The sequence below is a fragment of the Nonomuraea sp. GTA35 genome (genome assembly GCF_041950525.1).
In the GTDB taxonomy this organism is placed as follows: domain Bacteria; phylum Actinomycetota; class Actinomycetes; order Streptosporangiales; family Streptosporangiaceae; genus Nonomuraea.
The window spans coordinates 224,391-238,079 of sequence record NZ_JBGNUV010000016.1 but is presented as its reverse complement, the minus strand read 5'-3'; the positions used below and the strand labels follow the sequence as shown (position 1 = coordinate 238,079).

The 13,689-nt window shown below is 68.6% G+C and carries 13 protein-coding genes and 1 pseudogene; 9 read left to right on the top strand and 5 right to left on the bottom strand.

The window, feature by feature from the left end; genetic code table 11:
* Positions 1-30: 30 nt before the first annotated feature.
* Positions 31-1,236 carry an ROK family protein gene (locus ACBJ32_RS48750; RefSeq protein WP_375132714.1) on the top strand — a complete coding sequence of 402 codons (1,206 nt, stop codon included), beginning with the start codon at positions 31-33 and terminating at the stop codon, positions 1,234-1,236.
* Here ACBJ32_RS48750 and ACBJ32_RS48745 read toward each other — a convergent pair.
* Positions 1,163-1,804, bottom strand: coding sequence for a CAP domain-containing protein (locus tag ACBJ32_RS48745; protein WP_375132713.1), 642 nt, complete (start codon positions 1,802-1,804; stop codon positions 1,163-1,165). The genes ACBJ32_RS48750 and ACBJ32_RS48745 overlap by 74 nt on opposite strands.
* Before the next feature lie 376 nt (positions 1,805-2,180).
* Here ACBJ32_RS48745 and ACBJ32_RS48740 point away from each other — a divergent pair, with 376 nt between their 5' ends.
* A complete protein-coding gene (locus ACBJ32_RS48740) occupies positions 2,181-4,853 on the top strand; it encodes a hypothetical protein (protein ID WP_375132712.1) in 2,673 nt (890 codons plus the stop codon).
* A 205-nt stretch (positions 4,854-5,058) separates the two neighbouring features.
* On the opposite strand, the pseudogene ACBJ32_RS48735 reads toward ACBJ32_RS48740, so the two are convergent.
* Positions 5,059-5,133, bottom strand: a pseudogene (locus ACBJ32_RS48735) (hypothetical protein); the annotation flags it as partial.
* Between the two features lie 20 nt (positions 5,134-5,153).
* Here ACBJ32_RS48735 and ACBJ32_RS48730 point away from each other — a divergent pair.
* The 3 genes from ACBJ32_RS48730 (at position 5,154) to ACBJ32_RS48720 (ending at position 9,609) form a co-directional block, all read left to right on the top strand.
* Positions 5,154-5,609 carry a hypothetical protein gene (locus ACBJ32_RS48730; protein WP_375132711.1) on the top strand — a complete coding sequence of 152 codons (456 nt, stop codon included), beginning with the start codon at positions 5,154-5,156 and terminating at the stop codon, positions 5,607-5,609.
* A 686-nt stretch (positions 5,610-6,295) separates the two neighbouring features.
* Positions 6,296-6,598, top strand: coding sequence for a hypothetical protein (locus tag ACBJ32_RS48725; RefSeq protein ID WP_375132710.1), 303 nt, complete (start codon positions 6,296-6,298; stop codon positions 6,596-6,598).
* Between the two features lie 1,028 nt (positions 6,599-7,626).
* Positions 7,627-9,609, top strand: coding sequence for a right-handed parallel beta-helix repeat-containing protein (locus tag ACBJ32_RS48720; RefSeq protein ID WP_375132709.1), 1,983 nt, complete (start codon positions 7,627-7,629; stop codon positions 9,607-9,609).
* A 370-nt stretch (positions 9,610-9,979) separates the two neighbouring features.
* On the opposite strand, the gene ACBJ32_RS48715 is transcribed toward ACBJ32_RS48720, so the two are convergent.
* Positions 9,980-10,477: a hypothetical protein gene (locus ACBJ32_RS48715; protein ID WP_375132708.1), complete on the bottom strand. Its 498-nt coding sequence runs from the start codon at positions 10,475-10,477 to the stop codon at positions 9,980-9,982.
* A gap of 93 nt (positions 10,478-10,570) precedes the next feature.
* Here ACBJ32_RS48715 and ACBJ32_RS48710 point away from each other — a divergent pair, with 93 nt between their 5' ends.
* Both ACBJ32_RS48710 and ACBJ32_RS48705 read left to right on the top strand, forming a co-directional pair.
* Positions 10,571-11,122: a winged helix-turn-helix transcriptional regulator gene (locus ACBJ32_RS48710; RefSeq protein ID WP_375132707.1), complete on the top strand. Its 552-nt coding sequence runs from the start codon at positions 10,571-10,573 to the stop codon at positions 11,120-11,122.
* The gene (locus ACBJ32_RS48705; protein WP_375132706.1) at positions 11,119-11,316 is read left to right on the top strand and encodes an Ada metal-binding domain-containing protein; all 198 of its coding nucleotides are present in this window, start codon (positions 11,119-11,121) and stop codon (positions 11,314-11,316) included. Before ACBJ32_RS48710 ends, ACBJ32_RS48705 begins: the two co-directional genes overlap by 4 nt.
* 115 nt (positions 11,317-11,431) lie before the next feature.
* On the opposite strand, the gene ACBJ32_RS48700 is transcribed toward ACBJ32_RS48705, so the two are convergent.
* The gene (locus ACBJ32_RS48700; RefSeq protein ID WP_375132705.1) at positions 11,432-11,791 is read right to left on the bottom strand and encodes an alpha/beta hydrolase; all 360 of its coding nucleotides are present in this window, start codon (positions 11,789-11,791) and stop codon (positions 11,432-11,434) included.
* 62 nt (positions 11,792-11,853) lie between these two features.
* On the opposite strand from ACBJ32_RS48700, the gene ACBJ32_RS48695 reads away from it, so the two are divergent.
* Both ACBJ32_RS48695 and ACBJ32_RS48690 read left to right on the top strand, forming a co-directional pair.
* A complete protein-coding gene (locus ACBJ32_RS48695) occupies positions 11,854-12,126 on the top strand; it encodes a hypothetical protein (protein ID WP_375132704.1) in 273 nt (90 codons plus the stop codon).
* 18 nt (positions 12,127-12,144) lie between these two features.
* On the top strand, positions 12,145-12,567 hold the full coding sequence (locus ACBJ32_RS48690) for a TetR/AcrR family transcriptional regulator (RefSeq protein ID WP_375132703.1): 423 nt from the start codon (positions 12,145-12,147) through the stop codon (positions 12,565-12,567).
* Positions 12,568-12,846: 279 nt separating this feature from the next.
* Here ACBJ32_RS48690 and ACBJ32_RS48685 read toward each other — a convergent pair whose 3' ends face one another.
* On the bottom strand, positions 12,847-13,689 hold the full coding sequence (locus ACBJ32_RS48685; protein WP_375132702.1) for an NAD(P)H-binding protein: 843 nt from the start codon (positions 13,687-13,689) through the stop codon (positions 12,847-12,849).

Sequence of the window (13,689 nt, the reverse complement as noted above, 5' to 3'; positions counted from 1 at the left end):
AGATCCAGGTTTCAATGAACGGAGCAGGTGTTGACTGAGAGCACGCTGATCGACGCCGGCGGCTCGGCCGCCGGAGCAGGGGCCCTGCTCTCGATCCTGCGCGACGGACGGCCGCGCACTCGCGCCGAGCTGGCCCAGCTCACCGGATGGGCCCGCTCGACGCTCTCGCTCCGGCTGGACGCTCTGATGCACCAGCGCCTGGTGGCACCGACCGACGACGCGATCCACTCCGGCGGGCGCCCGGCGACGACGTTCGCGTTCAATCGGAGCGCACGTGTCGTGCTCGCGGCGGATCTCGGCGTGACGCACGCGCGCCTCGCCGTTACGGACCTTGCGACCGATCCGCTCGCTGAGCGCAGTGCCGAGCTGCCCATCGACCGGGGTCCGGTGCCCGTGCTGACCTGGCTCGTCGAGACCTTTCGTGACTTGCTCGGCGAATGCGGTCGCAGCCTCGCCGACGTGTGCGGCATCGGCGTCGGCCTGCCCGGGCCGGTGGAGCACGGGAGCGGCACGCCCGTCAACCCGCCGATCATGCCCGGATGGGACCGCTTCGCGGTGCCCGAATGGCTGAGCGCGCGGCTCGGCGCGCCCGTGCTGGTCGACAACGACGTGAACATGATGGCACTGGGGGAGTACTGGGCGATCAGGTCGCAGGTCCAGCACATGATTTTCGTCAAGGTCGGCACCGGTGTGGGCTGCGGCATCATCAGCGAGGGCCGCCTCCATCGCGGAGCCCAAGGAGCGGCCGGCGACATCGGACACATCAGGGTCCCGTCGTTCGAGGATGTCGTCTGCCGCTGCGGCAACACCGGATGCCTGGAAGCCGTGGCGGGCGGCGGCGCTCTGGCCGCTCGCCTGCGCGAGGCAGGCGAGGACGCCTCCGTCGGCCGCGACGTCGTCGAGCTGGTACGTGCGGGCAACGTCCGGGCGGTCCAGGCAGTCCGGCAGGCCGGCCGGGAGATCGGCATGGTCCTGGCCTGGGTCGTCAACTTCTTCAACCCCTCGTTCATCGTCGTCGGCGGCGACATTGCAGCGGCAGGCGAGCACCTGCTCGCAGGAATCCGCGAGGTGATCTACAGCAGGTCCCTGCCCCTGGCCACGCAGCACCTCGGCATCCTGACCAGCGAGCTCGGCGACCGTGCCGGCGTCACCGGCGCCGCGGTCATGGTGATCGAGCACGTGTTGGCGCCCGAGGTGGTCGACCAGGCGGTGACAGCTCTGGGCGCCGGAGGATAAGACAGGTACGTCCTGACTTTTGTCTGGTCATCGACAAAAGCCAAGCCGCTCTTGCCGCCACGGCTGTCGGCGAAGGCGCCTTCCATGTTGCCGCGCTCGTCGAAGACGAACACGATGTACGTCTCGAAGCATCGCCCGGCTGCCCCGCGACGCCGACCTTGGTGCTGGGTTTCCACACCAGCTGGGTGAAGTGGCCGGCGCCGGAGGAGAACCGGGCCGCGGTGAAGTCCTTGGCGGCGATCTCGTCGTACCACTTCTTGACCGCCTTCGAACCGGGCAGTGCTTCAGCATCACCGCCCCAGAAGATGTTCTCCCCTGTCTGCGCGCGCAGGCCGGTGCGACCCGCCGCGAGCATCTCCTGCTCGGAGCGGGAGGAGGCCCGCTCCAACGCGTAGGCGTCAAGTTCGGGGTCCATGACCAGAGGCGGCGCGTGGTGCTTGGCCCGGTAGGCGTTGGCCTCGGCGAGCGCCTCGCCTGGCATTCCGGCGTGGTGGCGTTGGGCAGGGCGGGGCGGGTTTCTGTCATGAGACATCCCTTCGAACAGCGCCAGGGCAGCCTGTCGCGTCACGATCGCTCCTGCTCATCGTGTCCTACCGGCAGCAGACGGCTGCTCCTGTGACCGCCGCCACGCGTCGCATCCACTGCCGCCCCGAGGACATCCACCAGGGACGGCCGCTGTCCGACATCGGACACGACCCTGCTGAAGGGCCCGGCCGCATTCGATCTCGGGTTCTGAAGCTTTGCGCCAGGCCAGGAGGGGGCGGGGGTGGCCCTCAGGCGTGGCTGAGTGCGGGACCATCTGGGGTAAGGGATGGCCCGCAATGGAAGGGGAATGCCGTTCGGTTCGTTTCGGCCCGACCTGACAGTTTGTGCTCATTGTCAGTGTTGGCGTGCTCTCTTAGCGTCAGCGGCGTGGGCCCGCTGGGCCCGGCGAGGAGGCGCAGATGGGGTTCCTACGACCGAAGATCACCGGGTTCACCGGCGTGTTCCCGACGCGGGAGGCGCAGTGGAAGGCGATGTTCCTGCGAGGTGATCGGGTCGCGCAGATCGACGAAACGCGGCTGCTGTCGGAGGGGCCGCTGACGGAGGCGTTCGGCGGGAAGCTGGCCGGGCTGCACGAGCTGATCGCGAGCTGCAGCGAAGCGGTCCTCAGGGTGCCGACGTCCGATGGAACACTGCGCATGATCTTCATCGCGGGTGACATGTGCATGGACTGGGCGGAGGGAAAGGGAGCCCGGTACATCGGGCTGGTCACCGAGCTGCCGGGCTTCGGCCCCTACCTGCCCAAGGAATTCCGCAGCGATGTCGACGTCATCATGCAGATGCACGACTACCAGCCCAACGCCTGGGGGGTGCTGTTGCTCAAGGGCGACCAGTGCGTGAACATCGGCTGGAACAGCGGCACCGGCTATCAGGGCCCCATCTCGGGGCTGAGGGAGGCCGGCTGGAAGAAGCTGCCCGCGCAGTGGAGCGGCGACTTCGACCACGCCGTGCTGATGCACGTCGCCTACGGCAACTACCAGACGCTGTTCATCAAGGGTGACCAGGCGATGCAGTTCGACTGGATCACCGGCCCCAGGAGCATCGGCGCCTACGGCGATGTGGTGGCCGGGCTCGGCGCCCTGCCCGCCGACTACCAAAAGCTCCGGCTGCCGGCCGCCGGACGCTTCTCCGGCACCAGCGGCGACATGAAGCTCGACCTGCGCATCGATCTGCAGGGCACGCTTCCCGTCGTCAGCGGAGACCTGTTCTCCGTCAGCAGCGGCGCCTACTACGACTCCTTCGTGCTGGACGGTGGCCAGGCCGTCACGCTGCCCGCCGTCATCAGCGGCATCGCCAAATCCGCCCTGCGCACGAACAAGAAGATGTCGGTGTCGGTCGACAAGCTCGCTCCCGGCGGCACCGCCACCGTCACGATCACCGACGCGAGCGGGGCCAACACCGTTTACCCCTGTGCCTACGTCTCGCGGTTCTTGCGGAGCATCGACTGGGAGATCGACGCCGTCACGGGGATGCAGATGGGCGGCCAGTACGCCACCGTCTTTGATCCCCGCCCACCCGGCCTGGACAAGAAGATCATCACAGTCCGGTCGGCCCTGGCCGACGCCGGGATCGAACTGCGCGTCTCCGGCACCCCCAACGAGGTTCCCGTCGCCGAGGCGGCCGAGGACCTGAAGTGGTCCAACGCCGAACTGCACGCCGCGATGCTCAAACACTTCAGCGGCCACAAAAACACCGAGCAGTGGAAGCTGTGGAGCTTGCTTGCCACCAGCAGCGCCGACGTCCCCGCCGCCGTGGGCATCATGTTCGACAACGCAGCTACGGACAACTTCCAGCGGCAGGGGATAGCCATGTTCCTCGGCGGCGGCTCGTCCGCCGCCCGCACCGAAATCCACAGTCACGTCCACGAGATCGGCCACGCCCTCAACCTGTGCCACTCCTGGGAGAAGAACCTGACCGTCCCCCCGCAGCCGCTCGGCCCACGCAACGGCTACGGCGACCTGTCGTTCATGAACTACGAACACCTGTACGAGGGCCCGAACGGGGAGAAGGGCACGGCCGCCTTCTGGGCGGCGTTCCTGTGGCAGTTCACCCCCAACGAGCTGCGGCACCTGCGCCACGGCTACTTCTGGGACGTGGTCATGGGCGGCCGCAAGTTCGGGACGTCGGCCGCCAAACAGGCCGAGGAACCGATCGCGCTGCCCCCGCCCAGCCGGTCGGGACTGCGGCTGCAGCTGTCCGGACGCGCGTCCTTCTCCCATGGCGAACCCGTCGTCACCGAGATCAAGCTGTCCCTGGACGGCAGCACCAGCCAGGCTGAGGCCTTCCCCAACCTCAGCCCCAGCGGCGACAACCTGACCATCCTCATCACCGACCCGGCCGGAAACGTCCGCCCGTTCCGGCCGATCGCCCGCGCTTGCGGCGGCCCCGACCAGCAGGTCACCCTGGATGCCTCCACCCCAGCCCTCTACGACAGCGCCTACGTGGGCTACGGCGCCGACGGCCTCACTTTCCCCACCCCCGGCACCTACCGGCTGCGCGCCCTGTGCAAGGCCCCCGACAGTTCCACCGTCACCTCCCCCGAGTACGCCATCGAGGTCAGCCCGCCGCGCGACGAGCAGGATCAGCGGGCCGGCGATCTGCTGATGGGCCACCAGCAGGGCACCCTGCTGGCCCTGCTCGGCTCGGACGCCCCGCAGCTGCAGGAGGGCAACGCCGCCCTGGACACCCTCATCGCCGACCACGGCGACCACCCCCTCGCGGTGTACGCACGGATGGTCAAGGGCGCCAACGCCGGCCGCCACTTCCTCACCCTCGGCGAGGACGGCATCGAAGTGCGGCCCGCCGACACCGACACCAGCATCGCCCAGCTCGGCGCGGTCGTGGAGACCACCCTGGACCCCGGAACCGACGCCGGCGTCGACAACATCACCCTGAACGAGACCATGCGCCGCCTGGCCCGAGCCCACGCCCGCGCCGGTGACCTCAAGCAGGCCGACGTCGTCCTGGACCAGCTCGTGGACACCTTCCGTGACAAGGACGTACCCCCGCCGGTGCTGGCCACCATCGTCGAACAAGCCGAGACCGCCCGCGCCCAGCTCCACGACCAGGCCTGACCACTCGCGTAGAGCGCCCCGGCCCACAGCCGAGCCCCGTTGTCGACCTGAGCGCCACCGCAGCGGGTGAGCCCGTTCCCGCGATCAGCAGCATGTGGACAAGGCGCTCACGCAGGAGGGACGCTCGCGGCGGACCATGTTCGCCGCGAGCCCAGCCCACCAGGGCGCCGGTGTAGGCGCTGTCGGCCCAAGCCAACGTGAGTTCGGGATGGGTCAGTCGGACCCGCCGCAGCAGATCCCGGGCGATGTCCCGGTCGGGACGGTCGGCCGGGGTGACCATCACCGCCACCAGCAGTGTTCGTGCCGTGGTTGCTGGTGACCTTGCGCGGACTTCGGCGCGGGGAGGTCGCCGGGCTGCGCTGGGTGGACGTCGACCCGGAGCGGCGCGAGCTCACCATCGCCCATCAGCTGGTGCACACCGACGAGGGGCTGGTCCGGTGCGAGCCGGAGAGCGCGGCCGGCCGGAGAACGTTGGCACTCGATCCGGAGACCGTGCGGCTGCTGCGCCGGCACAGTGTGCGCAGCGCCGGCTGCCGGGGGAGCGCGGTTGCGTCCACGGGAGTGGTGTACGAGTTCGGCATGGTCAAGGCGCTGACGATCGGCTGCCATTCGGAGGCCGAGCACGGATGCGTCGCGGACGAGGAGGGGCGGCGGCCGGCCTTATTCGTTTGCGCATTCGCATCCTTCACCGGGGGCAAAGGGCCATCCAACCGGAATGCCCAGTATTTGCAGAGATTCGAAGCCGTGCCTTCGTGAAGAGGTGACAAAGAGAGATTGCCAGGGGCGGCGCACGGGCTCATACCCGATATCGGCCAGCCGGGTGATACGGCGGGTGTGCTCTGGCCGGTCGCCGACAAGGCGGCGCGACCGTACGCCGATGAAACTTTCATCAATGCCGGTGCGAGGTGGCCGAACCGGCCGTCTCAGAACCCGCACATGCGACCGAAAAGGCGCAGCATGGCATGCACAATTTCGCCAAGCAGGGATACGGCGACAATGGCCTTTCAGCTCTGACTCGGACGCAACGTTCGGAATATGGGCCAGAATGAACTCTGCCTCCCCCGAGCCCGAAAACTCGCAGCGGAAAGGGCTTCGTCCCAACCGTTGACAGCGGCCCTGGCAGCGATCAAAGTATGCATGTTTGTAGATCTCGAAGCGACACTCGGGGGGCGACTCGGCAGCACAGTCGCATGACCGGACCGCCGGTATCCGGGCCGGCTTACCCCGAGGCGGACGGTGACCGGCGTGCGAGGGTGAAGCGCACGACCCGACAAGTCGAAAATCAACTGAATGAGTAATGCCCTGAGCGCCCTCAGCCATGTTCTCCGCCATGAGGACAACGGCCGCCAGATTCTTGTGACCAAGTGGTCGACGCCACCGCCATATCGTTCTGCGCTGAATTCACATTGATCGATCGAATGCCCGTCCCTCTAAGGAGAAGCATGCGAAAAGTCACTTGGCTCCGCCGGTTCGGCCTCGTCTCAGCGGTGGCGGCCGGCCTGGCAGTCACGCCCGCGGCCGCGCACGCCGACGGCTATGACACTCCCCGCAACGCCACCGTTGTGGGGGCGGGCAACACCTACGCGGAGGGGGTGGCGGCGGCCGAACGGCGGGCCCGGCAGGCCGTCCTCGCGGTCGGCCACGACTGCACCCCTGGGACCTATCACACTTCCGGCATCTATACCTCTCCGGGTGGCGGCACATGGGTCTTCCAGTCCACCCACGAGGCGATGTGCGTCGACTGATCAAGTTCAGCAGCCCGGAATGGTTGGAGCCATGACGCCTATTCTTGTCCGCAACGCGGCAAGGCCGCGCCCGTCTAGCTCATGTACGTGATGACGAACTGATATCACGTACATCGGCAATTATGGCGGCCCGGCGACCAGGGTGTGATATTCGAAGCTATTCGGTGCTGATTCAGCAGGATACGCTGGCGCGACGGCCAGGGCGCTGTGGGCGGCGGCCGAAGTTCCGCTGCTCGTCCAAGGCCAGGGCTACGGCCATTACCGCGCGCTGGATGAGGCGGGCGGTGTGCTCCCGGGGCCTGACCGCCTGGTGAGCTGGTCGTGAGGATCAGGGACACCACATGCGGTGTGTTTCGTTTCAGATCGGCTGTGCGGTGGTGACGATCTCTGGCTGCTGAGTCTGCTGGATGGCGGACAGCAGACTCAGGCCAGTGGCCCTCGGTTTGCAGGTCAGTGCAGCGACCGTGCGACGGATCCTGCGTTCGTGCCGACACGGTCCGGCTCCCCGAAGCCTCGACACCTCCTGGCGGACATCTCTACACCCGCAAGCGAAAGGGCTGCTCGCCTGCGACTTCTTGCACGTCGACGCGATCCTCTTGAGACGCGTGTATGTGTTGTTGCGATGGAGGTGGCGACGCGCGCGTGCACGTCCTGGGCGTGGCGGGGATTCTCCCCGTCGTCCTGATCAGCCTGTACTCGTGCGTGCGCGCGAGCAGCCATGTGCCGTTCGCCATCCGTGCGGAAACGGCCCGTGCGTGACAACCGCCAAGGATGATCACGATCGTCGGCGAACATCCCAGAACCGTCAGCGCAGCTCACTCATGGCCGTTCATCGATGGGAGCCCACCGCCCTCGGCGATCAGCGGCTTGAGCACGCGATTCGCGTGGCGATTCGATCTGGTGACCCTCAGGCGCCGCCGCCCTCTCTCCGTGTTTGATCTTGAGGGTGGACGCGAGCCCCCGCTACAGTGCGACGGCCAACTTGTCCATTGCGGTCAAGGCCGGTCAAACGTGGAGGAGAAAGAGGAATGCGAAGTACCTGGCCAGTGGCCTTAGCGGCCCTCGCCGCGGTCGTCATGGGTGGCGTCACGCCGGCGAGTGCCGCTGCGGTCGACTCGGCAACCGGTTCGACGACGGCAAAGGCGGCGGTCTGCGGCAGCTCGTCGCTCAACGGCCCGGCCACACCACCCCCCGGCGCGGTCGTCGTCCCTGCGGGCGACAACAGCGGCGTGAACTTCCGCCAGGCGAACACCACGTACTACTTCGAGACCGGCACGCACACCCTGGAGGCCCACGAGTACGCCCAGATCTACCCCGGCGAAGGCTCGACGTTCATCGGCGCGCCCGGCGCGGTACTGGACGGGAAGCGGCTGAACAAGTATGCGTTCAGCCAGGGTGCGACCAACGTCACCATCCGGTATCTGACCATCACCGGCTTCGTCGCCCCGCGCGATGAGGGTGTGGTCAACCACGACTCCGCCGACGGCTGGGTCGTGGAGCACAACACGTTCCGCGACAACTCCGGCGCGGCGTTGATGGCCGGGGCCAGGAACCAGATCCGTGGCAACTGCTTCAAGGACAACGGGCAGTACGGCCTGAACGCGTACAAGGCCGGCAACACCATCACCGACCTGGTCGTGGCGGGCAACGAGTTCACCGGCAACAACACCGACGACTGGGAACAGCAGGAGCCTGGGTGCGGATGCACCGGTGGCATGAAGTTCTGGGCGGTGAACGGCGCCGACGTGACCGGCAACTGGGTCCACGGCAACCACGGTCCGGGGATCTGGGCGGACACCAACAACAACGACTTCCTCATCGAGGACAACCTCATCGAGGACAACGAGTCGCTCGCGATCTTCTATGAGATCAGCTACAACGCCGTGATCAGGAACAACACCATTCGTGGCAACGCCTGGGCCTCCGGCTCGGAGCGCGCGACGAAGGGCGACCCGTTCCCCGAAGCGGCGATCTACCTGTCCGAGGCGGACGGTGAGCCCCGCGTGAAGGCGCGGACCAGCAAGATCGAGATCACCGGCAACCTGCTCGAGAACAACTGGGGCGGCATCACCGCGTGGGCGAACGCCGACCGGTTCTGCAACAGCCCAGCCTCGACGACCCGCGACTGCACGCTGCTCGTCGGGCCGACCAACACCTCACAGTGCTCGGCTCCTGCCATCAACAGTGAGCCCCTCTACACCGACTGCCGCTGGTGGACGAAGAACGTCGACGTCCACCACAACACCTTCACCTTCGACCCCAGTGCGGTCAACGGCGGTTGTCCGACGCAGTACTGCGGCCACATGGCCCTGCTGGCCAACTTCGGCACCTATCCGGACTGGTCCCCGTACAAGGGGGACGTGATCCAGCAGTCGATCGTCCACAGGTCGAACAACTCCTGGCACGACAACACCTACACAGGACCGTGGCAGTTCAGGGTCACCGACATGGGCAAGCGCATCTCGCCCGCGCAGTGGATCGGCCCCCAGTACGGCCAGGACGCCGGCAGCACCTTCGACGGCGGCACGCCCGTTCCGCCGCCGATCACCGAGCAGGACTTCGAGTCCGGCTCGACCGCGCCGTACGCCGCGTGGTACGGGGCCGGCCTGGCGCACCGGACCGGCGGCGCGCATGGCGGTACGGGCTCGCTGGAGATGACCAGCACCCAGGGGTCCGGCAGTGCGGTGGCGCTTGACAATTTCCCCGGATACAGCGGGGTGATCGCCGGTAAGAGTTACGACGTGTCGCTGTGGTACCGGGAGGCCGTGGCGACGATGCCTGCCGTCACGTGGAATGTGCGCTGGCGCGACGAGTCCGGCACGGTGCTGCGTACCGACGCCATCTCCCTGGCGCAGAAGAGCGCCTGGACCGAAGCGGCCGGTACGTTCACCGCGCCCGCGGGCGCGACCCGCGTCGACTGGACCTTCGTCTGGAAGGCGAGCACCGCCGGTCCCGCGTTCCAGATCGACGACGTGGCGGTCCGTAGCGGGGAACTGCAGCAAAGGGCCTGAACAACACCAGCCCGGCGACGGCGCTCTGCCCGCCGGCCTGGCGACCTTGGGGTGAATGAGCGGCTGCAACCCGGAACCCGGGTTGCAGCCGCTCTGATGGGAGCGGATGTGCTCGATCCCGATGGCGAGGTATGCGGGGGCGTCAGCGGGCTTATCGGCCCGAGAGGCGATGGCATGCGACACACGCTGGGTGACGTCCCGCGAAGTGGTGCATCTGGGTTCCCGCGTGAGGCCCTGCTGGGTCCATGCCGTCATGAGTTCGGCGTGTGCCACCTCCTACGGATCGGTGTGCCGCTCGAATATTGAGTTACATGGCCTGAGCAGCGGTTCAACGGCAGGGTTGCGCTCCGAGCGCCCATGAGGGCACCGACTACGGCAGGCGGGCGTGCTCGGCGCGGCTGGCGGAGATGCGCCGGACGGCGAGCGCGCGGGCCTGCTCGCTGTCGTGGCCGGTGAGCCGGGCGAGGATCGTCGCGAGCGGCCTGACCTGGCCGTGCCCGCCCCAGTGGCCCTCGGGGATCTCGGTGGGGAACACCCAGATCCGGCCGGCATCGCGCGGCCAGGCGCCGTTCTCGGCGTCCAGGATCGCCTCGGTGACATCGGCGATGACGCCCGCCCGCGTCTTGTCGTCGAGCTGCCCCTCGGGGACAGAGGGGACGACCTTGTAGCGCGGTGCGTCCGCGGGCGATCCACCGACGTAGACGGCGGCAGGCCGGTGCAGGAAGACCCAGGAGACGCCGCGGGTCACCGGGTCGGCGGGGTCGAATCCCTCGTAGCGGATCAGGATCTCGGTGATCCGGTTCAGCAGCGCCGCCTCGGCGTCGGGCCGGAGCGCGCCGTCAGGGATGTACACGTCGAGCATGGGCATGGCCCGCCTCCTGAATTTATTTTCTCAACTCAGCGCCGGGGAGCCTACGAAGGCTGGATGGAGATTGTCAACCCAGGTGGGTACGATCGGCCCGTGGAGATACGGCGGATCGACCCGGTGAACTGTTCGGTGGCCCGCGCCCTCGCGGTGGTGGGCGAACGCTGGTCGCTGCTGATCGTGCGCGAGGCCCTGGACGGCGCACGCCGGTTCGGGGAGTTCAGGGCACGCCTCGGCATGGCAAGCAACCTCCTGGCCGCCAGGCTCGACACCCTCGTGACGGCCGGAGTGATGCGACGCGCCCCTTACCAGGAGCCCGGCGACCGGCAGCGCTTCGAATACCACCTCACTGAGCAGGGCCATGCCCTGCGGCCCACGCTGATCGCCTTGCTGGAATGGGGTGACAAGTACCTCGCGGACCCCCAGGGGCCGTCGGTCATCGTCCGGCACAGGCTCGCCGACGATGGCACCGCGTGCGAGGAGCCGGTGAAGGTCGTTCTCGAATGCGCCGCGGGGCACACCCATCTACCACCGGAGGGCGTCTACCGCGCGCCCGGACCGGGCGCCCGCTTCCTGGACCCCGCCGGTCCCGGCACCGCCAAGGGATCCGCTGCCACTGAGCCGCTTCCAGGCCGTGGCGCGCCATGAGCACATCAGCAAGGGCAGCCGGGAAGCTCCGCGTCGCGTTCGCGGCCGTGGAGAGCCGTGATCCGCGCTTCGACGGCTGGTTCCACGTCTCCGTCGCCACCACCACCGGCCTCTACTGCCGCCCGAATTGCCCGGCCGTCATGCCAAGCCCCAGAACGTCCGGCTGTTCCCCACGGCGGTCGCGGCACAGGTGAACGGGGGGTCCGGGCGTGCTAGAGGTGCCGCCCCGACACCGGTGAGCGCCTCGTTCGCACGCTGCGTTCATGCGGGCGTTCACCGTCCGCGCCCTCCCCTCAGGCAGCAGCCAGGCTAGGAGAACGGCACCGTGTCCGGCCGGCACGTGGCGCCGGGGGCGGGCAGCGCCCCGTCCACCAGGTAGCGGGAGACGGCCTGCGCCACGCACGTCGACTGTTGCGTGACCACGTGCCCCCATCCCTCGTTGACCGGCAGTCGGCTGCCCGGCAGCAGCGCGTTCACCCGCTGCGCCGACCAGATCGGCGTCGCCGGGTCGAACCGGTCGTTCACGATGAGCGCCGGCTCGCCCGTCCGCGCGGACCACGGCCCGCGGTGCCGCTCGCCGCTCCTGCTCTGCCAGTACGAGCACACGCTTGTCTCGTACGCCCGCAGCGTGCCGAGGGGCGCCACCACCCGCTCCCGCTCGGCCGCCACTTCGGCCAGCGCCCGCGCGTTCGGCGGCGGTCACTGGCACGTTCGGCACACCCTTCGCGAACGTGTCCGCCTCGGCCTGCGAGCTGAAGCAGCGCACCGCCGGCGTGCTGCGACCGCTGCCGCGCGTGTCAACGGTCACGAGGTCGTACCGCTCTCGCACCGTGCCGTCCACCGGGCTGGTGAGCCGGCCGGCCGCGATGTACTGGAGGTACTCGATGGTCGAGCAGCCAGGCCCGCCTCTGTTCACCACCAGGGAGCCCTGCCGGGCGGCGGGGTCGGAGGCGGGGACGCGGGCCAGCGCCAGCGTGACGGTCGCGCCCCGAGGCCGGTCGTAGTCGAGCGGCACGGCGGCGGTGGCGCATTCGAGCTGCGGCGCGTCGGCGCACGCCTCCCAGGGCGAAGCCGCCTGCTCGATGTTCTGCGCCCACGACTTCGGCGCCACCACCGTCGACCAGATCGCCGAGGCGGTCGAGGTCTCGCCGCGGACCTACTTCCGGTACTTCGCCTCGAAGGAGGACATCGCGCTCTCGCTCGCGGACGAGCAGATCGCGCGGGTGCTGGAGGGATTCGCCGCGCACCCGGCCGACCTGCCGGTGCTGACCGCGACGCGGCGGGCCGCGGTAGCGCGGCTGATCGGCGTCCGGATGGGCGTCGACCTGGCAGCTGATCCGCGGCCGTATCTGGTGGCTTCGCTCACTTTGTGCGCGGTGCCGGCGGAGGTCAACACGTGGCGCGCCGCCGGCCGTGACGCGCCGGGCTCCGAGCTGATCGGGTAGGCGTTCGACCTGCTGTCCGCCGGCCTTGACCATCCGGCCGGCCCGGCCGCGATGGCAAGGGGTCGCTGACCTGGGAGAATCCCGTCAGCGCCGGATTCCGTTCCCAATCTCTGCCCCCGGTCTCTCACCTCCACTCAAATCTCAGCGCCTCACGGCGCACGTGGAGGCAGGCTCAGCCGCAGCCTCTCCGCTTCAAGGACGGCTCTGGCCCGTATTCGGTGGTAGCGCGAGTGGGCCACCCCCCGGTACCGGGGGGTGGCCCACTTTGCCGGGTGGTGATCAGCCGCCGAACGTGCGTGCGTTGTCGTGTGCCCAGGCGGCGAAGGTGAGGGCGGGCCGGCCCAGCAGCTCTTCGACGGTGGCGGTGGTGGGGCCCGGGTGGTTGGCGTAGTCGGCCAGGGAGCCGAGCAGGCGGGCCGGGACCTCTTCGGGCAGCCCTTGCGCGAGCAGGCCCTGCCGTACCTGATCGGGCGGGAGCTCCTGGAACGACAGCGACCGGCCGATGGCGGCGCCGATGAGGCGCACCTTCTCGAACTGGTCGAGTGACTGCGGCCCGGTCAGCGTGTGGACCTTTCCCGCGTGGGCGCTGGTGCGGAGGGCTTGTACGGCGACGGCCGCGATGTCGGTTTCGTGGATCGGGGAGGTGGCGGCCTGGCCGTACGCGCCGCGCACCACGTCACCGGCCTTGATCTGGGGTGCCCAGGCCAGGGCGTTGGCGGCGAAGTCGGACAGACGTAGGATCGTCCAGTCCAGGCCGGAGCTGGTGACGAGGTCCTCGGCGTGCTTGAACTGGGCGGCAAAGCGGGCTTCCCCGGCTGGATACTCCACGGTGGTGGCCGATAGCAGCACGGCACGTCGTATGCCTTGCTTGGCGGCCAGCTTCAGCAGGTCACCGAGGCCGGGGCCGGTGGCGCGCGGGCTGATCTGGATGGCTTCCACCCCTTCCAACGCCGCCTCGATCCACTGGGGACGGAACAGGTCTCCGCTGACGGCTCTCACGCCGCCAGGGAGCTGGGCCTCGCCGGGACCGCGGGTGACCGCGGTGACGGCGCTGCCGCCATGGAGCAGCTGGCCCATCACCTGGCGTCCCACGACGCCGCTGGCTCCGGTGATCAGAATCAT